This window comes from Gammaproteobacteria bacterium (assembly GCA_034522055.1).
In the GTDB taxonomy this organism is placed as follows: Bacteria; Pseudomonadota; Gammaproteobacteria; order JAABTG01; family JAABTG01; genus JAABTG01.
On the sequence record JAXHLS010000002.1, the window covers coordinates 2744734 to 2770902 of the forward strand.

The window sequence follows — 26169 nt, forward strand, 5'->3', positions numbered from 1 at the left end:
TTGAGAATATGGCGCGCCGACAGCGAGACGACAACGCCTACCGCGACACTCTCAGTGCCTCTGCGAGCGGTGCGACGCTGGTCTCGCTGTTCGAGGCGCAGGCCGCACGCACGCCACACAAGAACGCAGTAGTCGCCGGCGACGCCCGGCTGCGCTATGCCGAACTCGACCGCGCGGCCAGCCGGCTGGCGTGGCAGTTGATCGGGGCCGACGCCAAGCCTGAAAGCGTCGTCGGCCTGCTGCTCGACCACTCGGTCGACAGCGTGACGGCGATACTCGGCGTGTTGAAGAGCGGCGCCGCCTACCTGCCACTCGACCCCGAGCACCCGGCCGAGCGCCTGCGCTACGTGCTCGGCGACGCCACCCCCGACATCGTGCTGACGACCGCGGCGCTGGCCGGACGACTAGCGGACTCGCGTGTCCGCGTCATCAGGATCGACCAACTCGAGAGGCGTGCCGAGTTCACGCAGCTGCCGTCGCACGCACCAGGCAACCCGGAGCGCAACGGGACGCTCCTTCCCGACCACCCGGCCTACATCATTTACACGTCGGGCAGCACGGGCCGACCCAAAGGCGTCACGAACACCCACAGGAACGTCGTCCGGCTTTTCGATGCCACGCGACGACATGTCGACTTCGACGAAGACAGCATCTGGGCGTTGTTTCACTCGCTGGCGTTCGACTTCTCGGTGTGGGAACTCTGGGGTGCGCTGCTGCATGGCGGCTCGGTCGCCATCGTGCCCCGCGAGATCGCGCGCTCGGCTCGGGATCTGTCCGGTTTCCTTGTCGAGCACGGCGTCACGATCCTCAATCAGACGCCGTCGGCGTTCTTCTCCCTGCTCGAGCGACCCGGGGCACTGCGCAAGATCATCTTTGGCGGCGAGGCCCTCGATCTGCCCGGCCTAGCGCCGTGGTTCGAGCAATATGGTGATGTTGAGCCGGAACTGATCAACATGTACGGCATCACGGAGACGACCGTACACGCGACCTGTGCGCCGCTGCGCAACTGCCATGCTGCACCGGGCAACGCCGGCCTCATCGGTACGCCGCTGGACGACCTCGACGTCTATGTACTCGACGAGCGACTCGAACCCGCGGCCGTAGGCAACACGGGTGAGCTGTACGTCGCGGGCCCGGGGCTCGCGCGCGGATACTGGCGTCGCGGTGCAATGACGGCCGAGCGGTTCGTCGCGGACCCGCATCGGCCCGGCGAGCGAATGTACCGGAGCGGCGACCTTGCCGCACGGCGCGCCGACGGCAGCCTCGTCTATCGGGGCCGGGTCGACGAGCAGATCAAGATTCGAGGCTACCGCATCGAGCCAGCAGAGATCGAATCGGCATTGATCGCGCACCCTGACGTGTCCCGCGTCGCGGTCGTCGCGCGCGAGAACCACCTGGGCGAGACGATACTCGTCGCCTACGTCGTCGCGAACGTCCGGCATTCACAGCAGGCCTTCCGCGCCTGGCTTTCGGAGCGGCTGCCCGACTACATGCTGCCGACGTCGTACGTGGCGCTCGACGCGCTGCCACTGACGGCCAACGGCAAGCTCGACCGCGACTCATTGCCGGTGCCGCAGGATGCCGGCATGCACGCGCGCTATATCGCGCCGGAGACGCGTGCTGCGGTGCAGCTGTGTGCGCTCGTCGCCGAGCTACTCGACGTCGAGCGAGTCGGCCTCGGCGACCACTTCTTTCACCTGGGCGGTCACTCGCTGTCGGCAACACAGCTCTGTGCACGCCTTCGCGCGGACCTCCGCCTCGATCTGCCTATACAGGCGGTGTTCGAGACGCCGGTAATGCGCGAGCTTGCGGCAGCCCTCGAGCGGCTGACGCCGGCATCCGGTCTTGCGCTGGCAGCAGGCCCACGGCCGGAGCGGCTGCCGTTGTCGTTCCCGCAGGCGCGGCTGTGGTTCCTCGATCAGCTCGAGGGCGGGAGTCCAGGCTACAGCATCCCGATCGTGTTGCGGCTTTCGGGACCACTGGATGCGCGCGTGCTCGAGCAGGCGTTCTCGGATGTCATCGGACGCCACGAGAGCTTGCGCACGTTGCTCGTCGAGGACGGGGGCGAGCCGTGGCAACAGATCGTGGACGCCGCCGATGCGCACTTTGCGCTCGAACGCCGCCGCGTGTCTTCGACCGATCTCGAGGCATCGATTGCCGGGTTTGTCTGGAACGCGTTCGTGCTCGATCGCGACCTGCCGATACGCGCGGTTCTGCTGCGCCACGACGTCGCCGTCCATGTGCTCGTCATCGTCGTCCATCACACGGCCGCCGACGGCTGGTCGATCCGGCCGTTGCTGGCCGACCTGTCGCGGGCGTATGCGGCCAGGCGGCGGGGTGCGGTACCCGCATTCGACCCGCTGCCCGTGCAGTACGCCGACTACGTGCTGTGGACGCGTGAATACGCGGCACGCGGCACGCTCGCGCGCCACGCCGTCTACTGGCAGGGGCAGCTCGAGGGCCTGCCGGAGGAACTCGCTCTGCCCTATGACCGGCCGCGCACGCCCGACGCCCCGGCGGGTCGCATCGCGTTCACTCTGCCGGCCGAGCTGCACCGGCAGTTGATTGCGCTTAGCCTCGACGCCGATACAACGCTGTTCATGACCTTGCAGACCGCACTGGCTGCGTTGCTGTCGCGCCTCGGCGCCGGCAACGACATTCCGCTTGGCACGGCGATCGCTGGTCGGGCGGAAGCCGTGCTCGAGCCGCTTGTCGGCTTCTTCGTCAACACGCTCGTGCTGCGCAACGACACGACTGGCGACCCGACGTTCCTCGAGCTTATCGAGCGCGCGCGCAGCACCTGTCTCGCCGCGTATGCGCACCAGGACCTGCCCTTCGAACGCCTAGTCGAACAACTCGAACCGGCGCGCAGACGCGGGCGGCAACCGTTGTTCCAGACGATGCTCGTGCTGCACAATACGCCGCCGTTTGCGCTTGAACTGGACGGCGTGGAAGCAACGGCGATCTCGGTACCGTCGACGACTGCGAAGTTCGACCTGTCGTGGAGCTTCGTCGAGCGCCGCGATACGGACGGGTGTGCCGCTGGCCTCGAAGCGGAACTCGAGTATAACGCTAGCCTGTTCGAGGCGGCGACGACCGAGGCACTCGTGGCCCGCTACCGTCGTCTGCTGGAACACATCGTCGACCATCCTGAGTGCCGGTTGGCAACGCTGCCGCTGCTCGACGACGCCGAGCGCCGCCGGTTAGTTGAAGGGTTCAGTCAGGGTGAGTCAGGGTCGAACGCCGTCGACGTCATTGCGCGGTTTGAGGCGCAGGCGCAGGCGGCGCCCGATACCGCGGCGCTCAAGTTCGATGGCAGAGCCGTGTGCTACCAGGAACTCGATGCGGTCAGCAACCGGCTTGCACGCCAGCTCCTGGGCGCTGGCGTCGGCGCCGAGCGGATCGTAGCCACCGAGCTGCCGCGATCGGTCGAGCTGGTCGTGGCAATACTCGGGATCCTGAAGGCCGGTGCCGTCTGGCTTCCGCTGGCCCCCGGAATGCCGCCTGCCCGCCGTCGACACGTGCTTGAGGACGCGCAACCCGTCGCGGTGCTGGGCACGGGCGACGGCGTTGCGCTCGACGGCCATGGCCCAGCGCTCCACATTCCCGCGCTCGACGTTCGCGCGCTAATCGACGACGACACGCGGTCTCTGGGGCCGATCGCCTACGAAGAGCGCACGGCGCCGATGTGGCCACAGCACGCGGCGTACGTGTTGTATACGTCGGGCAGCACGGGCATGCCGAAAGGTGTGATGATTAGCCGTGGCAGCCTGGCACGCTATGTCGGCCAGGTCATCGGTGTGCTTGGCGAGGACAGCGCCGACATGGCGTTGCTGACGCCGGTTGTATTTGACCTGAGCCTGACGACGATCTTTGCTCCGCTCGTCACCGGCGGGACACTCAGGCTCATGCCCGAAGACGACACGGCTGCGGCGCTGGCTTCTGCATTGCAGGGAACGGCCGTCAAACTCACACCGTCGCACGTTGCCCTGCTGGCCGAGCTGCCGTTCGAAACCGGTCGACTCGAGACGGCGATCCTCGGCGGCGAGGCGCTGACAGCTGCCCATGTCGAGACCCTGCGGCAGCGTTGCCCCGGAGTCCGCATCTTCAATGAGTATGGGCCGACCGAGGCCACGGTCGGCGTCACAGCAGCCGTCGTCGACGAACCCGCCGACATCACGATCGGCCGGCCGTATCCGGGCGTGCATGCATACGTGCTCGACGAGCGGCTGCGTCCGTGCCCCGTTAATGTCGCGGGTGAGCTCTATCTCGCTGGGCCGAGCCTCGCGCGCGGCTACCTCAACCGACCCGGGCTGACCGCCGTGCACTTCATCGCCAGTCCGTATCGACCCGGCGAGCGACTGTATCGCACGGGCGACCTCGCGGCCTGGCGCTCCGATGGCGAGCTGCGCTGCTACGGGCGCAACGACGAGCAGATCAAGCTGCGCGGCCATCGCATCGAGCCCGCGGAAATCGAGTCCACGCTGGCGCGCCATCCCGATGTCGTCAATGCGGTGGTCATAGCAGACAAGGCATCGAACGGCGAGACCCGCCTGGTTGCGTATGTCGTATCGCGTGCAGAGTTCGACACCGAAACACTGCGCGCACACCTTGCCATGCGGCTTCCGGACGTGTTCATTCCCGCTGTGTTTGTCGCCGTGGATGCGTTACCGCTGACACCGAACGGCAAACTTGATCGCGCCGCCTTGCCGGTTGCCGCCGACGCCGGCATGAGCAGCAACCATGGGGCGCCGACCAGCGAGGACGAACAGCTGCTGTGTGAACTCGTCGCTGAACTCCTGGGCGTCGATCGCGTCGGCGTCGATGACCATTTCTTTCACCTGGGCGGCCACTCGCTACTCGCGACGCGGTTCGTTGCACGCATCCAGGAGCAGACTGGCAAGACGCTGCCGCTGCGCGCGGTTTTCGAGACACCTCGACTCGGCGACCTCGCCGCACGACTTGCGATGCTCGGCATGCCGGCGCCGGCGACGGCGCTCGGAGCGGATGCGGACCAGGCACACGTGCCGTTTCCGCTGACGCCCGTGCAATCGGCCTACTGGCTCGGCCGCCAGGACCTCGTCGCGTTGGGTCGGGTCGCCTGCCATGCCTACAGTGAGTATCGACTGCGGGCGCTCGACGCCGAAGCGATGCCCCGCGCCTGGCAGGCGACGATCGACCACCACCCGATGCTCCGCACGATCATCGACGACGACGCGACGCAGCGGGTCCTCGACCAACCGGCTGAATTCACGATCGCGGTCGTCGACGTACGCGGTGACGACGATCCCGAAGCCCGCGTCGAGGCGATACGCCAGACTATGGCGCGTACCTGCCAGGCGGCGCACCGCTGGCCGTTGTTCGACGTGCGCGTCACGCGCGTAGCCGACGACGACTGGCGACTGCACCTGCGCATCGACGCGATGATCCTCGACGGCGAGAGCACGAGCCTGTTGTTGGCCGAGGTCTTCGACCGCCTTCATTGCCGCTACGAGGAAACGGCTCGCGCGTTGCACACGTTCCGCGACTACGTGCTGCACGTGCACGGCGATGCCCAGGCCGCCGCGCGGGACGCTGCCCGCGAGTACTGGGCGTCGCGCCTCGACGACCTGCCGCCGGCGCCCGTGCTGCCGTTGGCCGTCGACCCGACCCGACTCGAGGACCCACACTTCAGCCGCCGCCAGGCGCTGCTCGATATCGACACTTGGCGGCGGCTGACCCAACGCGCTCGATACAACGGCCTGACGCCCTCAACCGTGTTGTTGACTGCTTATGCCGAGATCATCGGCACCTGGGCACGCCACGACGACTTCACGCTCAACCTCACCGTCGGCGATCGGCGTCTGCTGCACGGCGACATCGCGACGATGCTCGGCGTGTTTACGAACCTGACCCCGCTGGCCGTGCACCGCTCGAGGGTCGGTGCGTTCGTCGATCGCGCGACTGCGTTGCAGCAGCAGCTCGCCTGCGATCTCGACCACCGCGACTTCACGGGCGTCGACGTGCAGCGCCTGATCGCGCAGCGCGCGGGCGACCCGCACGCCGGGCTGCTGCCGGTCGTGTTCACGAGTCTGCTTGGGGAGCGGGTCGCAGACCTCTCTGACGATGCCGAGCTCGTCTACAGCATCACCGAGACGCCGCAGACCTGGCTCGACAACAAAGTCTACGAGCAAGGCGGCATACTGACGATTGACTGGGATGCACCCGAGGCGCTGTTCCCGCCCGGCCTGCTCGATGCAATGTTCGAGGCATATGTTGGGTTGTTGCGGGCGCTCGCCACAGACGATGCCGCCTGGACCGACGCGCGGCGCTCGCTCGTGCCCGCGAGCGAGCAGCGCCTGATCGCCGCCGTCAACGACACGACCACCGACCTCGAGCATGCACGCACGTTGCTGCACGACCCCGTGTTCGCCGCCATGCGCGTATACCCCGACGCGATCGCCGTCATCGGCGACGAGCAGGCATTGACCTATCGCGAGCTCGAGGCACGGAGCCTTGCCCTCGCGCAGGCGCTCGGACGTGTACTCTCCAATGAAGATGTCCTCGTTGCCATTGTGATGGAGAAGGGCGTAGAGCAGATCATCGCCAGCCTCGCCGTGCTCGAGACGGGCAGGGCGTTCCTGCCGATCAGCGCCGGCCAGCCCGATGCCCGCATCCAGACCATTCTGGCGCAGTCGGGCGCACGCGTCGCCGTCATCCAGGCGCGCCTGCAGCGTGATCGCGACTGGCAGCAACGCGTAACGATCGTCGAGGTGCCGGATAGCGTCCCGGTCGTAGCGCCTTCGAGACTCGCGCCGCGGCACACCCCCGACGACATCGCCTACGTCATCTACACGTCGGGCAGCACGGGCCAGCCCAAGGGCGTTGCCATCCAGCATTGCGCTGCGCGCAACACCCTCGACGATCTAGAGCGCCGCTTCGACATCCAGCGCAACGATCGCGTGCTGTGGGTGTCGTCACTCGAATTCGACCTGTCGATCTTCGACCTGTTCGGCGTCCTCGGCGCCGGCGGCGCCGTCGTCGTACCACCGCTCGACGGCCATCAGAACCCTCGAGCCTGGGCCCGGGCCGTCGAACGACACCGGGTCACGATCTGGAACTCGGTGCCCGCGATCGCCGATCTCATGCTCACGGCGATCGGCGAGCAGGCCGGGGAACAGCTCGCCTCGCTGCGCCTCGTCATGCTCTCGGGTGACTGGATTCCCGTGAGCCTGCCCGGACGCATCAACGCAGCCGTCCCCGACGGCCGCGTCATCAGCCTGGGGGGTGCCACCGAGGCCTCGATCTGGTCGATCTACTATCCGATCGACCAGGTCGAGCCCGACTGGACCTCGATCCCTTACGGCACGCCGCTCGCCAACCAGTCGTTCCATGTCTTTGATGAGCACCTGCTGCCATGCCCGATACGCACGACAGGGCGGCTGTTCATCGGCGGCCAGGGCCTCGCCCACAGTTACTGGAACGACCCGGGCCAGACCGCGGAGCGCTTCATCATCCACCCCGACACGGGCGAGCGCCTCTACGACACGGGGGACCTCGGCCGTTACCGGCCCGACGCCTCGATCGAGTTCCTGGGCCGCGAGGACCAGCAGGTCAAACTGCGCGGCTTCCGCATCGAACTCGGCGAAATCGAAAACGCACTTAACGAACACCCCGACGTGCATAGTGCCGTGGCCGTGCTGCACCAGACTCCCGAACCTCGACTCGTCGCGTACGTCGTGCGCGGGCGAACGGGCGAGGATGATGCGACGCTGGCGCCGTCCGAGCGCGCGGCCTTCACGCTGCAGGCATCGACGCAGTCGCTCATCGACGACGATGCTTGGGCCGTCGCGCTGCCCGGAGCGGCATTCGAAGGCGACCGGCGCGCCACGTTCGTGGCCCGTCAGAGCTACCGACATTTCTCGTCAAGACCGCTGTCACTCGACGCGCTCGGCCGTTGGCTCGGCGTGTTGCAGGCCATGCGACTCGACGACACACCGCTGCCCAAGCGGCGCTACCCGTCGGCCGGCGGCCTCTACGCGGTGCGGGCGTATCTTCTCGTCAAAGACGGTGCCATTGAGGGCCTCGCCGGCGGTGCCTACCGCTACGATCCGCAGACCCACCAGCTCGGGCACGCCGGGCGCGGTGCCGACGGCCTCGCGCTCGGCTTCGACGCGCAGAACGCGAAACTCGCATCGGCCGCCGGTCTGGCGGTCGTACTCGTTGCCCACATGCCGGCGATCCGGCCGCTCTACGGTGACTGGGCACGCGACGCCTGCCTTATCGAGGCTGGCTACGCGTCGCAGGCCTTGCTGGATGCAGGCGTGGCACTCGAGATCGGCGGCTGCCCGGTCGGCGGCTACGGCGATCGCATCGTCAGAGACGCCCTCGGCCTTGAGGACGACGACGAGTCGCTACACGTGATCGTAGCCGGGGCCATCGAGGCTGGGCAGACGCAGACCTGGCAGCCGTTCCGACCTGCGCTCGAGGCGCACGGCCGAGAGCCGCTGAGTGACACGCTGCGGGCGTGGCTGCTCGAACGCCTGCCGGATTACATGGTGCCGACGTCCTACGTGGCACTCGACGCGCTTCCGGTGACGGCGAACGGCAAGGTAGATCGGGCGGCATTGCCAGCACCCGACGCGGCCGGCCGTGAGACACGCTACGTCGCGCCCGAGACGCCCGAAGCCGTGCTGCTGTGCGCGATCGTTGCCGAACTTCTCGGCGTTGAGCGCGTCGGTCTAGACGATCACTTCTTTCATCTCGGCGGCCATTCGCTGTCGGCGACACAGCTTTGCGCGCGCATCCGCACCGAACTCGATCGCGAGCTGCCGATCCGTGCGGTGTTCGAGACGCCGGGTCTCGCCGACCTCGCGGCGGCACTCGAGCGGCTGCCCGCGTCGGGATCTGCATTGGTTGCGGGTCCGCGACCCGAACGCCTGCCGTTGTCGTTCCCGCAGGCGCGGCTGTGGTTCCTCGACCGGCTCGAGGGTGGCAGCCCGGGCTACAACATTCCGATCGCGCTCCAACTGTCGGGGCCGCTCGATGACGAGGCACTCGACCAAGCACTCCGTGATGTCGTCGCCCGCCACGAGAGCCTGCGCACGCTGCTCGTTGATAACGGCGGCGAGCCGAGGCAACAGATCGTGGCGGTCGCCGAAGCGGGCATCGCGCTAGAGCGTCGCGACTCTAATCAGCTGGAGGCGGATGTCGCGGCGATGACCCGGCTGCCGTTCGCACTCGACCGGGAGCTGCCGATCCGCGCGGTTCTGCTGCGCCACGACGCCGCCGTCCATGTGCTCGTCATCGTCGTGCATCACACGGCCGCCGACGGCTGGTCGATCCGGCCGTTGCTGGCCGACCTGTCGCGGGCGTATGCGGCCAGGCGGCGGGGTGCGGTACCCGCATTCGACCCGCTGCCCGTGCAGTACGCCGACTACGCACTGTGGTCGCGCGCGCGATTCGACGAGAAACGGCAACCAGATGATGCTCTCGGGCATACGGCCCGCTACTGGTGTACGCAACTAGACGGGCTGCCCGACGAGCTTGCTCTACCGTACGACGGCTCGCGCAGACTCGACGCGCCGGCTGGTCACGTGACGTTCACGCTGCCGGCGCAACTGCACGAAGCGCTCGCGACACTCAGCCGAGACTCGGACGCGACGCTGTTCATGACCCTGCAGGCCGGGCTGGCCGCGTTGCTGTCGCGCCTCGGCGCCGGCAACGACATTCCGCTCGGCACGGCAATCGCCGGCCGCACGGACGCCGTGCTCGAGCCGCTCGTCGGCTTCTTCGTCAACACGCTCGTGCTACGCAACGACCTGCGCGGCAACCCGCCGTTCATCGATCTGATCGGTCGTGCGCGCAGCATCTGCCTCGCGGCGTTCGCACACCAGGATCTGCCCTTCGAGCACCTGGTCGAACAACTCGAACCGGCGCGCAGACGCGGGCGGCAACCGTTGTTCCAGACGATGCTCGTGCTGCACAACACGCCGCCGATCGCGGTCGAGTTTGATGGCGTGGCGATCGATGCGCTCGAAGTCGCGCCGGTGGCCGCGAAGTTCGATCTGTCTTTTAGTCTGATCGAGCGCAACTCCGATGACGGTCGGGCCGTGGGCATCGACGCCGAGCTCGAGTACAACGCGGCCTTGTTCGACGCGGTGACGGTCGAGGCACTCGTTGCGCGCTACGTGCGTCTGCTGACCCATGTCGCAGACCGACCGGACTGCCGGCTCGACGATCTGCCGCTGGTGGCGGCCGACGAATGCGACCGGTTGTTGCAGGTATTCGGCCGCGGGGATGAGGCCGTGGCCGACGTCGCCGACGTCATCACGTTGTTCGAGGGGCGGGTGCACGCCGCACCTGGGGTCGTCGCCGTCACGAGCACCGACACGCGCATGACGTATGCCGAACTCGATGCGCGCAGCAACCGGCTCGCGCGACAGCTGATCGAGAAGGGCATCGGTCCCGAGCGGATCGTGGCCACGGAACTGCCGCGGTCGGTGGATCTGATCGTGTCGCTGCTGGCCGTGCTCAAGGCCGGTGCCACTTGGCTGCCATTGCTTCCCGAGACGCCGCCCGCTCGCCGTCGACAGCTGCTCGACGATGCTGGTCCCGTCCTCGTGCTTGGCACGTCGGACGACGGAGGCAATACGTCCGCATCGGTGCTCGATGCGCACGCGCTGATCAACGATGACGGACCACCGCCGAATCCGATCGACGACAGCGAACGTGCTATGCCGTTGCACCCGCAGCACGCGGCGTACGTGTTGTACACTTCTGGCAGCACGGGCATGCCGAAAGGTGTGATGATCAGCCGTGGCAGCCTGGCACGCTATGTCGGCCAGGTCATCGGTGTGCTTGGCGAGGACAGCGCCGACATGGCGTTGCTGACGCCGGTTGTATTTGACCTGAGCCTGACGACGATCTTTGCTCCGCTCGTCACCGGCGGGACACTCAGGCTCATGCCCGAAGACGACACGGCTGCGGCGCTGGCTTCTGCATTGCAGGGAACGGCCGTCAAACTCACGCCGTCGCACGTTGCCCTGCTGGCCGAGCTGCCGTTCGAAACCGGTCGACTCGAGACGGCGATCCTCGGCGGCGAGGCGCTGACAGCTGCCCATGTCGAGACCCTGCGGCAGCGTTGCCCCGGAGTCCGCATCTTCAATGAGTATGGGCCGACCGAGGCCACGGTCGGCGTCACAGCAGCCGTCGTCGACGAACCCGCCGACATCACGATCGGCCGGCCGTATCCGGGCGTGCATGCATACGTGCTCGACGAGCGGCTGCGTCCGTGCCCCGTTAATGTCGCGGGTGAGCTCTATCTCGCTGGGCCGAGCCTCGCGCGCGGCTACCTCAACCGACCCGGGCTGACCGCCGTGCACTTCATCGCCAGTCCGTATCGACCCGGCGAGCGACTGTATCGCACGGGCGACCTCGCGGCCTGGCGCTCCGATGGCGAGCTGCGCTGCTACGGGCGCAACGACGAGCAGATCAAGCTGCGCGGCCATCGCATCGAGCCCGCGGAAATCGAGTCCACGCTGGCGCGCCATCCCGATGTCGTCAATGCGGTGGTCATAGCAGACAAGGCATCGAACGGCGAGACCCGCCTGGTTGCGTATGTCGTATCGCGTGCAGAGTTCGACACCGAAACACTGCGCGCACACCTTGCCATGCGGCTTCCGGACGTGTTCATTCCCGCTGTGTTTGTCGCCGTGGATGCGTTACCGCTGACACCGAACGGCAAACTTGATCGCGCCGCCTTGCCGGTTGCCGCCGACGCCGGCATGAGCAGCAACCATGGGGCGCCGACCAGCGAGGACGAACAGCTGCTGTGTGAACTCGTCGCTGAACTCCTGGGCGTCGATCGCGTCGGCGTCGATGACCATTTCTTTCACCTGGGCGGCCACTCGCTACTCGCGACGCGGTTCGTTGCACGCATCCAGGAGCAGACTGGCAAGACGCTGCCGCTGCGCGCGGTTTTCGAGACACCTCGACTCGGCGACCTCGCCGCACGACTTGCGATGCTCGGCATGCCGGCGCCAGGCGACGGCGCTCGGAGCGGATGCGGACCAGGCACACGTGCCGTTTCCGCTGACGCCCGTGCAATCGGCCTACTGGCTCGGCCGCCAGGACCTCGTCGCGTTGGGTCGGGTCGCCTGCCATGCCTACAGTGAGTATCGACTGCGGGCGCTCGACGCCGAAGCGATGCCCCGCGCCTGGCAGGCGACGATCGACCACCACCCGATGCTCCGCACGATCATCGACGACGACGCGACGCAGCGGGTCCTCGACCAACCGGCTGAATTCACGATCGCGGTCGTCGACGTACGCGGTGACGACGATCCCGAAGCCCGCGTCGAGGCGATACGCCAGACTATGGCGCGTACCTGCCAGGCGGCGCACCGCTGGCCGTTGTTCGACGTGCGCGTCACGCGCGTAGCCGACGACGACTGGCGACTGCACCTGCGCATCGACGCGATGATCCTCGACGGCGAGAGCACGAGCCTGTTGTTGGCCGAGGTCTTCGACCGCCTTCATTGCCGCTACGAGGAAACGGCTCGCGCGTTGCACACGTTCCGCGACTACGTGCTGCACGTGCACGGCGATGCCCAGGCCGCCGCGCGGGACGCTGCCCGCGAGTACTGGGCGTCGCGCCTCGACGACCTGCCGCCGGCGCCCGTGCTGCCGTTGGCCGTCGACCCGACCCGACTCGAGGACCCACACTTCAGCCGCCGCCAGGCGCTGCTCGATATCGACACTTGGCGGCGGCTGACCCAACGCGCTCGATACAACGGCCTGACGCCCTCAACCGTGTTGTTGACTGCTTATGCCGAGATCATCGGCACCTGGGCACGCCACGACGACTTCACGCTCAACCTCACCGTCGGCGATCGGCGTCTGCTGCACGGCGACATCGCGACGATGCTCGGCGTGTTTACGAACCTGACCCCGCTGGCCGTGCACCGCTCGAGGGTCGGTGCGTTCGTCGATCGCGCGACTGCGTTGCAGCAGCAGCTCGCCTGCGATCTCGACCACCGCGACTTCACGGGCGTCGACGTGCAGCGCCTGATCGCGCAGCGCGCGGGCGACCCGCACGCCGGGCTGCTGCCGGTCGTGTTCACGAGTCTGCTTGGGGAGCGGGTCGCAGACCTCTCTGACGATGCCGAGCTCGTCTACAGCATCACCGAGACGCCGCAGACCTGGCTCGACAACAAAGTCTACGAGCAAGGCGGCATACTGACGATTGACTGGGATGCACCCGAGGCGCTGTTCCCGCCCGGCCTGCTCGATGCAATGTTCGAGGCATATGTTGGGTTGTTGCGGGCGCTCGCCACAGACGATGCCGCCTGGACCGACGCGCGGCGCTCGCTCGTGCCCGCGAGCGAGCAGCGCCTGATCGCCGCCGTCAACGACACGACCACCGACCTCGAGCATGCACGCACGTTGCTGCACGACCCCGTGTTCGCCGCCATGCGCGTATACCCCGACGCGATCGCCGTCATCGGCGACGAGCAGGCATTGACCTATCGCGAGCTCGAGGCACGGAGCCTTGCCCTCGCGCAGGCGCTCGGACGTGTACTCTCCAATGAAGATGTCCTCGTTGCCATTGTGATGGAGAAGGGCGTAGAGCAGATCATCGCCAGCCTCGCCGTGCTCGAGACGGGCAGGGCGTTCCTGCCGATCAGCGCCGGCCAGCCCGATGCCCGCATCCAGACCATTCTGGCGCAGTCGGGCGCACGCGTCGCCGTCATCCAGGCGCGCCTGCAGCGTGATCGCGACTGGCAGCAACGCGTAACGATCGTCGAGGTGCCGGATAGCGTCCCGGTCGTAGCGCCTTCGAGACTCGCGCCGCGGCACACCCCCGACGACATCGCCTACGTCATCTACACGTCGGGCAGCACGGGCCAGCCCAAGGGCGTTGCCATCCAGCATTGCGCTGCGCGCAACACCCTCGACGATCTAGAGCGCCGCTTCGACATCCAGCGCAACGATCGCGTGCTGTGGGTGTCGTCACTCGAATTCGACCTGTCGATCTTCGACCTGTTCGGCGTCCTCGGCGCCGGCGGCGCCGTCGTCGTACCACCGCTCGACGGCCATCAGAACCCTCGAGCCTGGGCCCGGGCCGTCGAACGACACCGGGTCACGATCTGGAACTCGGTGCCCGCGATCGCCGATCTCATGCTCACGGCGATCGGCGAGCAGGCCGGGGAACAGCTCGCCTCGCTGCGCCTCGTCATGCTCTCGGGTGACTGGATTCCCGTGAGCCTGCCCGGACGCATCAACGCAGCCGTCCCCGACGGCCGCGTCATCAGCCTGGGGGGTGCCACCGAGGCCTCGATCTGGTCGATCTACTATCCGATCGACCAGGTCGAGCCCGACTGGACCTCGATCCCTTACGGCACGCCGCTCGCCAACCAGTCGTTCCATGTCTTTGATGAGCACCTGCTGCCATGCCCGATACGCACGACAGGGCGGCTGTTCATCGGCGGCCAGGGCCTCGCCCACAGTTACTGGAACGACCCGGGCCAGACCGCGGAGCGCTTCATCATCCACCCCGACACGGGCGAGCGCCTCTACGACACGGGGGACCTCGGCCGTTACCGGCCCGACGCCTCGATCGAGTTCCTGGGCCGCGAGGACCAGCAGGTCAAACTGCGCGGCTTCCGCATCGAACTCGGCGAAATCGAAAACGCACTTAACGAACACCCCGACGTCGACGCTGCCGCGGCCTATCTTCACCGCTCGGTGCAGACGCAGCGCGTCGTCGCCTGTGTGGTGCCAGCAACGCCGACGCCCGCCGACGAGCACGCACAGCACGCGCTCTCGATGCGGCTGCGCAGGTACCTCGAGGACCTGCTGCCGGATTACATGGTGCCGTCGAACTATCTGACGATTGACGAGCTGTCGCTCACTTCGAACGGCAAAGTCGACCGCGGCGCGTTGCCGAGGCCGCACGATGACATGACCGCGCCGCACGTCGCGCCCACGACCGACGACGAGCGGGTGCTTTGCGAGCTCCTCGCCGACTTGCTCGAGGTTCCGCACGTAGGCTTGGGCGACAACTTCTTCCATCTTGGCGGCGACAGTATTGATGCAGTACGCCTCGTCAATCGCGCCCGCGAGCGCGGTCTGAGGATTGAGGCACGCGACGTATTCTTCCATCCGCAGATCGGCGACCTGTTACGCAGCGGCAGTGCGACGGCGGCCCGTCCCGTCAACGAAGACGCCGCGGAGCGAGCGGCACATGCGTTCGTGAGCGACGCCGAGCGCGAGGCACTGGCCTCGGACCATGGCGAGATCGAGGACGTCTGGCCGCTGACGCCGCTGCAACAGGGTCTCTGGTTCCATGCCGAGTTCGAGTCCGACACGGCCGACCCCTATCACGTACAACTCGTCCTAGAATTCGCCGGCGAACTCGACACGCGTCGTTTGCGCCGCGCGTTCGAACGACTGCTCGAGCGCCATGCCTCGCTTCGCATCGCCTTCGTCAAGGATCGTAGCGGACGCCCGCTGCAGATCGTCCGCCGCGCACCCGTCGTTCCATGGATCAACCACGACCTGCGCGACCTCGATGCCGACGGCCGCGAGGCAGAGGCTGCCGACATTGCCGCGCTCGACCGAGGCCGTCGTTTTCTACTCGACGAGGCGCCGCTGCTGCGCGCGACACTGCTGCGGCTGTCGGACACGCATCATCGTCTGTTGCTGTCGCAGCACCACCTGCTCGGCGACGGCTGGTCGACGACGATCATGCTGCGCGATCTGCTCGAGGCGTATCGCACGGAAGCGATGCCCACGGTCGCGCCCGCCGCATTCCGGAACTACCTCGTGTGGCTCGCGCGCCAGGACGTAGCGGCTGCCGAACAAGCCTGGCGCGCCTATTTCGACGGTTTCGACGCCGCCGCGCTGATTGCGCCCGCGGCCGCCGGCACCGCGCCCAATCCGGCGCAGCTCGAGTCCGTCGTCGACACCGCACTGACTGAGGCGCTGCAGGCCCAGGCCCGGCAGCTCGGTGTCACATTCGCCAACGTTCTGCAGCTCGCCTGGGCCATGCTGCTCGCGCGGCTGACGAACTCGGTCGACCTGTGTTTCGGCAACGTCGCCTCGGGCCGGCATGCGCCCGTTGATGGCATTGAGGACATGCTCGGCCTGATCATCACGACGACGCCCCTCAGGGTCCGGCTGGACCGACACGAGTCGGTCGAGGCTCTGCTCAAACGCCTGCAGCGCGAGCAGGCCGCGCTGCTCGAACACCAGCATCTGCCGCTGACCGAGATTCACCGGCTCCTCGACAAGCCCGCCGTTTTCGACACGCTGTTCACGTTCGAGAACTACCCAGTCGAGGCGCTGCCCGTGCCCGAGTCCGATGACGACCTGCCGCTCGCGAGCGTCAGCGGACACAACTCGAACCACTATCCACTGAGTCTCTCGGCGCTTCCGGAGGACGGCCTGACGCTCCGGCTGCATTACAACGCCGACGTCTTTCGCCGCGCCGACATCGAGGCGATGCGCGCCCGGCTCGAGCGCCTGCTGCGACAGATCGCTGCGACACCGTCGATGCCCGTTCAGGCGCTCGATATGCTCGACGAGGACGAACGACGTCGGGTCGTCGACGGCTACAACGCGACCGACGCGCCGCTTACGGCCACGACGCTCGTCGAGTTGCTCGAAGCGACGGTCGAGTCGATGCCGCACAACATTGCGCTGCGGTTCGGCGCAACGACGCTCAATTACGCGCAATTTCACGCGCGCGCGAACGAACTCGCATGGCAGCTGATCGCGGCGGGCGCAGGCCCCGAGCGCACGGTCGCGATCCTGCTCGATCGCTCGATCGACCTCGTCGTCGCCGTGCTCGCAACCTTGAAGTCGGGCGCGGCGTTCCTGCCGCTTGATCCGGCCTATCCGGGCCCGCGTCTTACGCTCATGATCGAAGACGCAGCGCCGGAATTGATCATTTCCACGCGCGAACTCGTAACGAGGCTGAGTGTCAAGCGCATCGACTGCCTGCTGCTCGACGATCCCGCCATGCGGTCCGAATTGCGCAGGCGCCCAAGGCACGCACCGGGCGACGGCGACAGACACCTGCCGCTGCGACCGGAGCATGCGGCTTACGTCATTTACACTTCCGGCAGCATCGGCCGGCCCAAAGGCGTGGTCGTCACGCATCGAGGACTGCCGAACCTGGCGGCGGCACAGAGTGAACACGTCGGCGTGTCGTCGGCATCGCGGGTCCTGCAGCTCGCGTCGATGGCGTTCGACGCGGCCGTGTCCGAGCTCATCATGGCACTGTGCCGTGGCGCTGAGTTGGTCATTGCGCCCGGCGACGCGCGTGCCGGGGACGCCCTGACCGACATGATGTCGACGGCGAACATCACTCACGCCACCGTGACGCCGACCGTGCTCGCGACACTTGTGCCCACTGTGTTCGATCCGGCCCCCACGCTGATCGTCGCAGGTGAAGCCTGTCCGCCCGCGCTCGCCGCGCGTTGGTCCGAGCGCACGCGCCTGTTTAACGCTTACGGCCCGACCGAGACAACGGTCTGCGCGACGATGAGCGCGCGCATCGAGGACGGCGAGATGCCGATCGGCGCGCCCATCGCGAACGTGCGCTGCTATGTGCTGGACGCGGGCCTCAAGCCGTGCCCGATCGGCGTGACGGGCGAGCTGTATGTCGGCGGCGTCGGTCTCGCACGCGGTTACCGCGCGCGGCCGGGCCTGACCGCAACGCGCTTCATCGCGAATCCTTTTCAACCCGGCGATCGTTTGTACCGTACGGGCGATCTCGCAACCTGGCGTGCGGACGGCAACCTCGACTTCACAGGCCGTGCCGACGACCAGGTCAAGATCCGCGGTGTGCGCGTCGAGCCGCTCGAAGTCGAGACCTGGCTGACGGCGCACGCCGACGTCAACTCGGCGGCCGTCGTCGCCGACGCATCCGATGGCACGACGCGCCTCTTGGCCTGCGTAACGCCCGAGCGCCGGTCTCCGTCTGTCACGGACCTCGTGCGACGCCTGCGCGAGCGTCAGCTCGCGCTGTGGCAAGACGTCGAGCGCGAGCTCATTAGCGATGATCGTGATCCTTTGTTCGATACCTCGGGCTGGAACAGTGCGTATACGGGCGAACCGCTGGCGGCCGGCGACATGACCGACTACGTCGATGGCACCACGGCGCGCATCCGCGCGCTCGGTCCGGGCCGTATCCTCGAAATCGGCTGCGGCGCCGGGCTGATCCTGTTCCCGCTGCTCGCCGACTGCGACGGCTATGTTGGCACCGATCTCGCCGTTGAGCGTATCGATCGGCTGCGTGCGCTCAAGGCCGATCCCGCCTTGTGCGCGCGTGTTGTGGGCCTTGCCGATGCGCGTTTCGAGGTGCGCCGTGCCGACGAGGTCGTAGGGCTGGGCACGGACTTCGACACGATCGTGCTGTCGTCGGTCGTTCAGTACTTCCCGGACGCAGACTACCTGGTCGCGGTCCTCGAGCAGCTGGTCGGGCGCTGCCTGGCCCCCGGCGGAAGCCTGTTCCTGGGCGACATACGCAACCTCGCGCTGCTCGATGCGTTCTACGCCGCGCTCGAATTGCACGACGCCGCCGCCGATGCGTCCGCTGCCCAGTTGAACGAACGCATTCGGCAACGCCGCAACGCCGAGCGCGAGCTCGCGCTCGACCCACGCTTTTTTACCCGCCTCAAGCAACGCCTGCCGCAGATCTGCCAGGTCGACGTGTTGCCGAAGACCGGCAGCGCCGTCAACGAGCTTACCCGCTTCCGCTACGACGTCGTACTGCGTACCGCGGCAGAGACCATGCCCGTCGACGCGCTCACTTGGCTGGACGGGCGCGTTGAGTCACTCGACCTCGACGACATCGTCGATCGATTGGGCAGCGCGCAGACCCTGGCGATCCGCAACGTACCGAACCGCCGTACATCGCAGGCGGCCACCGCGGCCGCGGCGCTGCGACGCCGGTCGGGCACCGTTGCCGATATCGATATCGACCGAGGCCCGCACGGCCTCGACCCGGCCGACCTCGAACGAGCGGGCCATGCCGCAGGCTTCGTCGTCGACCTGAGTCTCGCCGCAGCACTCGCCGACGGTGCGTTCGACGTCGTCTTTCGACGCGCGGCCGAGCAGCCGCTGCCACGGCTCGACTGGACGCCGTTCGCCGTCGCGCCGGATCAGGCGCTCGCGAACGCGCCGATCTTTGCCGCGCTTGCGGACGAACTCGGCCCGCGCCTGCATGCGGACCTTTCAACGGCACTGCCGGCTGCGCTCGTGCCGGCGGAGATCGTGGTCGTCGAACAGCTGCCGACGCTGCCGAGCGGCAAACTCGACCGGCATGCGTTGCCGCGAGGGCGCGCCCGTCGGACGCCTGTTGCCGCGCCCCGCGAGACGACCGAGGCCACGCTCTGTGACATCGTCGCCGACCTGCTCGGGCTCGAAGCGGTCGCGCCAGGTGACAACTTCTTCCACCTCGGTGGCGACAGCATCAGCTCGATACAACTCGTCACACGTGCGCGTGCCCACGGCATCGAGCTGACGCCGCGCGTCGTGTTCGAGCATCCGGTCATCGGCGAGCTTGCCGTCAGGGTCAGAGGTGATACGGCCGCCAAACGGCAGGCCGCGGTCGGCATTGCGCCGCACACGTGCCCGACCACGCCCATCATGCGCTGGTTGTTCGCCCAGCTGCTTCCGGCTAATTCGTTCAGCCAGTCGGTGGTCATCCGCGTGCCGACCGGTATCTCACGATCCGTGCTGAGTCAAGCACTGACTGCACTCGTCGAGCACCATGAGATGCTACGGGTACGCATCGCCGACGATCGAACCCTGACGTTCGACACGTCGGGTGATAGTGTGCCGATTCCCGTCGAGACGTTGACGACCGCCGGCCTGTCGCGCCGGCAGCGCAACCACCAACTCGAGCGTGCGCGCCGAGATGCCGCGCTGGCGCTCGATCCGCGCAACGGTCCCGTGCTCGCGGCCGCCATCGCCGATGCCGGGCCCGAACAAAAGGCGCGGCTGCTGCTCGTTGCCCACCATATCGCCGTCGACGGCGTCTCGTGGCGGGTGCTGCTCGAAGACCTCGCGTCTGCCTGCGGGGCGCGGATCGCCGGTGCCGCCATCGCGCTGCCGCCGCGGACGACGCCGTTCGCGACTTGGGCACAGGCGCTCGCGGCTACTGCCCACGAACGACGCCGCGAATTGCCGCTCTGGCTCGATATGTGTGCGCCCGTCGAGCCGCTGCTCAGCGCAGCGCTCGATCCGGCGCTCGATACGGCCGGCAGTGCGCGATGGATACACAGTTCGCTGCCGACGTGGACGACCGCCGCGCTGTTGACGCGGGTGCCTGCCGTGTTCGACTGCGGCATCAACGACATCCTGCTGACCGCACTGGCGCGCGCTATCGCCGTTCGTTTCCCGGACCGGTCGTCCACTGCGTTGCGCGTCGATCTTGAAGGGCATGGACGCGAGGTATCGGACGCTCCATCGCTCGACGTGTCGCGCACGGTCGGATGGTTTACGTCGTTGTTTCCCGTTCGACTCGACCCGGGCGACCAGAGTCCGACAGACGCCCACGATCCGGCGGTCGTGCTGAAACGGATTCGCGACCAGCTGGCCGCGGTGCCGGATCGGGGTATCGGCTACGGCGTGTTGCGCTATCTCGACGAAGACAGTGCCCGCCACCTCGGAAAGGCGCCGGCGGGAGAGATCTTAGTCAACTACCTGGGTCGCGTCGCGGTCGGCGATGCGGACTGGCAGCCGACGGCGGAGTCTGCAACGCTCGCGGGCGTGGAAGATCCGTCCACGCCGCTGACGCATGCGATGGCAATCAATGCGGTGACGCGTGACACCGCGCACGGCCCGACCATGGATCTGAACGTGCGTTTCGCTGCGCGTCTCGTCGATGACGATGCGGCGCGCATCTTTGCAGATGAGTTCGCCATGCAGCTGACTGCGCTCGCGCGCTGCGCAGAGCGCCCTGCAAAAGCCCGTCGCGAGCCTCTCTCCGCCGCTGACGATGCCGCTCGCGCCGCGATCGCGACGCGCTACGCCGACATCGAGCACATCTGGCCGTTGACCCCCCTGCAGGCGGGCCTCAAGTTCCATGCCGAGCGATCCGAGGCCGGCGACGATCCCTATGTTGTGCAGTCGGTCTACGAGGTCCCGGGACCGCTCGATCGGCAGCGGCTTCAGAGCGCGTTCGAGCGCCTGCTGACCCGGCATGCCGCATTGCGCGCAGGCTTTGCGGAAGACAGTAACGGCGGTTGGGTGCAGGTCGTGACTCGACGTGTTGAACTCCCCTGGCAGGACCATGACCTTGCATCGCTGCCCGACGATCTGCGCATCGAACAGGCCGCTGCCATCGAAGCGCGCGACCGTTTCCAACGATTCGACCTCGACCGGCCGCCGCTCCTCCGTGCAACGCTGATTCGTCTGGGTGAGACCCGACATCGTCTGCTGCTGACGCTGCATCATGCGATCACAGACGGCTGGTCCGGGCAACTGCTGGAACGGGACCTGGCCGATCTGTACGCAGAAGACGAAGTTACCGATGCGCGCGCATCATTGGGCGACTACCTGGACTGGCTGGCGACACAGCCGAAGCAGCCTGCCGCCGACGCCTGGTGTTCGTACCTGTCGGGATTCGAATCGCCGACGCTGGTCGCCCCGAAGGCTCTGAAGGCCCCGACGACCCACGCCCCAGCACAGTACGACGTGGCGGTCGATCGCGAGTTCGTCGCGCGCGTCGAGTCCGTCGCCCGGCAAGTGGGCGTCACGGTCGCGACGATGCTGCAGGTGGCGTGGGGCGTCCTAATTGCCCGGCGCACGAATCGAACCGACGTCTGTTTCGGCAACGTCGCATCGGGACGGCACGTGCCCGTCGCCGGCATCGAGGGCATCGTCGGGTTGCTGATCACGACGACGCCGCTCAGGTTGCGCACGGCCGGGCACCAGCCCATCGCCGGGTTACTGCGCGACCTGCAGGCCACTCAGGCCGATATGCTCGAGCACCAGCATCTGCCACTCGCGGAGATCCACCGCCTGGCACGCATGCCGGTGCTCTTCGACACGCTGTTCACGTTCGAGAACTTCCCGGCGACGCACCGGAAAGCCGTCGACGACACACTGCGTCTCAGGCTGCTCAGGAGCCACAGCGCCAACCACTATCCGTTGAGCCTCGCCGTGATTCCGGGGCGCGCCATGACGCTCAGACTGCTGTACGACGCGGGGTGCTTTGATGCGGCCACTGTCGAGCGACTCGGCGCGCAACTTACGCGCCTGCTGACACAGATCGTTGCCGACCCGGATCAGCCCGTGTACACGATCGATGGCCTGGCCGTCGAGGAGCGGCGTCGACTCGTGCTCGAGTTCAACGCCACCGATACGCCCACGCCGGCGACGACACTCGTCGATCGCTTCGAGGAACAGGCCGCGCGCACACCCGACCGGATTGCCGTGACCTCGGGCGACACGAGTCTGACGTTTGCAGAACTCGACGCGCAGGCCAACCGACTCGCGTGGCGCCTGATCGGGTACGGCATCGGCCCGGAGCAGGTCGTTGCTCTGCTGCTCGAGCGTTCGCTCGACCGGCTCGTGGCCATACTCGCCGTGCTAAAAAGCGGCGCGGCGTATCTGCCGATCGCGCCCGAGCTGCCGGCGGCGCGGCGCGAGTTCATGCTCGAGGACACGCAGCCCGCGATGATGGTGACGACAGCCGATCTCGCACGAACGGTGACTGACGCCCAATCAGTGCTCGTGCTCGACGAACCCGCGTGCCGGGATGCGCTGGCGCAGGCAGTCACGACTGCGCCCGGCGATCGGCACAGAACGCGGCCGTTGCACCCCGACCACCCGGCCTATGTCATTTACACGTCAGGAAGCACGGGCGTACCCAAAGGTGTCGTCACGACCCATGCCAACGTCATGCGGCTCTTCGATCGTGCGAGACCGTCATTCGACTTCTCGGCGCACGACGTCTGGTCGGGGTTTCATTCGTTCGCCTTCGACTTCTCCGTCTGGGAGATCTGGGGCGCGCTGCTGCACGGCGGCAGGCTCGTCGTCGTGCCGCGCAACGTCGCGCGATCGGCCGAGTCGCTGCGCGAACTGCTGGTTGCCGAAGGCGTTACCGTGCTGAGCCAGACGCCCGCGCCGTTCCATCGGCTGGCCGACGTCGATGCGGCTCATGATACGGCGATGCCCTTGCGTGCGCTCGTCATCGGTGGTGAGCCGATGGATACCGGGCGCGTGTTCGACTGGCAGGCGCGGCAGCCGAATGACGTGCGCATCGCCCATGTCTACGGGCCGACCGAGGCGACGATCTTTGCAACGATGCAGGACCCGCTCCAGCGGGGCGACGAGGCGCCGATAGGCCCGCCATTGACGAGCACGCAAGCGTATGTCCTCGACGTCGCGCTCAGACCCTGCGACATCGGGGTGACCGGTGAACTCTACCTGGGCGGATACGGCCTCGCTCGCGGCTACTGGCGACGCGCAGGTTTGACCGCAGACCGCTTTGTCGCCAACCCGTATCGACATGGCGGGCGCCTATATCGCACCGGCGACCTTGCCGCTTGGCGGGACGATGGCGGCCTCGTGTTTCACGGCCGCGCCGACGACCAGGTCAAGATCCGCGGCTACCGCATCGAGCCCGGCGAGGTCACTGCCGCACTGCGCGACTGCGCGGGCGTGCACGACGGGGCCGTCGTCGCGCAGGCGACCGATGGCGGCGACAAACGGCTGGTCGCCTACGTCGTCGCTGCGGCGGGCGCCGAGGTCGATGCGGCCGCGTTGCGAGCGGCGCTCGCCGACAGGCTGCCCGACTACATGCTGCCTGGCGTGTTCGTGCCCCTCGAGCAATTGCCGCTGACGGCGACGGGCAAACTCGACCGCCGCGCACTGCCGGCCGCCGACGCATCGCGACCGCGCGCCGGCGATGCGGCGCCCGCAACGCCCGAGGCCGGTCTGCTGTGCGAACTTATCGCCGACGTACTCGACCTGGGCAGCGTCGGTGTCGACGACAACTTCTTCGATCTAGGCGGACATTCACTGACGGCCGCCTGTCTCGCCCAGCGTGTCGGGGAGCACCTCGACCGTGAGCTGCCGATACAGACGATATTCGAGCACCCGGTCGTCGCCGACCTCGCGCGGCACATCGGCCTCTCCACCGACGGCCGTACGGCATTCGACGCACTGCTGACGCTGCGCGACACCGGGTCCGGGCAGCCGCTCATCTGTCTGCATCCGGGCAGCGGTCTGTGTTGGGCGTACGCGAACCTGCTCCCGAGCCTGCCGCCCGGCCAGTCGCTGTACGCCGTGCAGGCACGAGGTTTCGGCGGTGATCCACTGTGTACAAGCCTCGACGACGTCGTTGGCGCCGCACTCGAGCAGATTCGCCGTGTGCAGCCGTATGGCCCGTACCGGCTGCTGGGCTGGTCGTTCGGTGGCATCGTCACCCACCGGTTGGCGACGCGACTGCAGGCCGAGGGCGAAGCCATCGAGCGCTTGATCCTCGTCGATGCGTATCCGCCACAATCGCTCTCGGCCCAGGATCGTAGCTCGGCCGGTAGCATCGAGGCGAGCTGGCGTGAGATCGCGCTCTCGGCAGGCATCGACGTCCCGGCGGCGCAACCGACCCTCGACGCCGTTCAGATGCGACAACTCGCCCGGGCGCAGTCGAGCGTGCTCGGCTACTTCGATGTCGACAGACTCGAGGCGCTGGCTGCCATCATGGCCAACAATACGCGACTAGCGGCGACCGCATCATTCGATGTCTTCGAAGGCGACATCAACTTGTTCACGGCCACGCGCGTGACGGCCGGTCTCGACCGCAGCCGCGCATCGCCCGAGCTGTGGCGCCCGTGGCTGCGAGGTGCGATTCACGCCTACATGGTCGACGCCGAGCATCATCATATGCTGACACCGCGCGCCGTCGCGCAGATGGCGGACGCGCTGCGACGCCTGTTGCTACCGCCGGAGCAGAAATGAGCGCCAACGACACGCCGCGTCTCGCGGGCCTCGCGATACGTCTCGGCGTCAACCTGCAGCGCGGGCAGGCGCTCGTGATCCGTGCGCCACTGGCCGCGAGCGATCTGGTACTCGAGTTGACGAGCGCTGCCTATCGGCTTGGGGCCGGTCCCGTTACGTGTTTGTTCGAAGATCCGCGGGCCTTGCGGGCAAGACTGCTGCTGGCCGACGAGCAGGTACTCGGCGAGGCGCCCGAATGGCTGCCGGCGGCCGTGGCCACGGCTCACGAACAGGGCACAGCGCGGCTCGATGTGCTCGGACCGCTACCCGATCTCGTCGACGATGTGCCTTTGACCCGGGCCCTGCAGGGTCACAAGGCACTCGAGGTCGCGTCGCGCGCGGAGACCCGCGTGCTCGAACGCCGGCTCGTCAATGCCAGCACGCTGCTTTTCGCGACCGAGAGCTGGGCGCGGCGCGTGTTCACCGGGAACTCCGTGGAGGCTGCGGTTACCACGCTGAGCGATGCCTTGCGCGCCGCCGCCTATGCTGACGGGCCGGATGCGGCAGGTCGGCTCGGACAGCACCTGGCCGAACTCGACATGCGGGCCACGGCGCTGCAAATGCGCGATTTGCGGTCGCTCAGACTCTACGGCGATGAGACCGACCTGACCGTCAATCTCGCCGCCGGCCATCGGTGGGTCGGCGCCACCGACGTGGCACACAACGGCATCCGCTACGCGCCGAGCCTGATTGCCGAAGACGTGCGCGTCGCCGTCGATTGTCGCAGCGCGCGTGGCCGGCTCGCCTTGGCGCAACCGATCTCTGTCGCGGGCGACGTCATCGCAGGCGCGGCGCTCGAATTCCGCGGCGGCGACATCGTCTCGATGACGGCCGCATCGGGTCGGGCGGCACTCGAGGGTGTGCTCAGTGTAGATAGGGGCGCGGGACGGATTGTTGCCGTCGGGCTAGCACCGGACGGCACGCCGGCGACGCGCTACGCGGCCGAGTTTCACAACCCGACCGTCGACCGCACGTCGGGCTGTCACGTTCGCTTCGGTTGGCCTGACGTGGCCGTCATGCCCGCTACCGTCGGTGACGACGTCGGCCGGAGCGCGATCGGCATCGATGCGTTCCTCGGCGCCGTGGACGTGGACGGCTGCTCTGCCCGGGGTGAGACTGTGCCGTTGATGAGAAACGGCACATTCATGGTGTGAATGCGAGAATGGTGCA

General features: G+C 67.4%; 3 protein-coding genes. All 3 read left to right on the plus strand.

Features of this window, described 5'->3' with window-relative positions; genetic code table 11:
- Nucleotides 1-8 precede the first annotated feature (8 nt).
- The 3 genes from U5S82_13365 to U5S82_13375 are packed head-to-tail and all read left to right on the plus strand — an operon-like array spanning nt 9 to nt 26153.
- The gene (locus tag U5S82_13365) at nt 9-12155 is read left to right on the plus strand and encodes an amino acid adenylation domain-containing protein (GenBank protein ID MDZ7752622.1); all 12147 of its coding nucleotides are present in this window, start codon (nt 9-11) and stop codon (nt 12153-12155) included.
- The gene (locus U5S82_13370; protein ID MDZ7752623.1) at nt 12082-24960 is read left to right on the plus strand and encodes an amino acid adenylation domain-containing protein; all 12879 of its coding nucleotides are present in this window, start codon (nt 12082-12084) and stop codon (nt 24958-24960) included. Before U5S82_13365 ends, U5S82_13370 begins: the two co-directional genes overlap by 74 nt.
- The gene (locus U5S82_13375; GenBank protein ID MDZ7752624.1) at nt 24957-26153 is read left to right on the plus strand and encodes an aminopeptidase; all 1197 of its coding nucleotides are present in this window, start codon (nt 24957-24959) and stop codon (nt 26151-26153) included. The genes U5S82_13370 and U5S82_13375 overlap by 4 nt, the downstream gene beginning before the upstream one ends.
- Nucleotides 26154-26169: the final 16 nt, after the last annotated feature.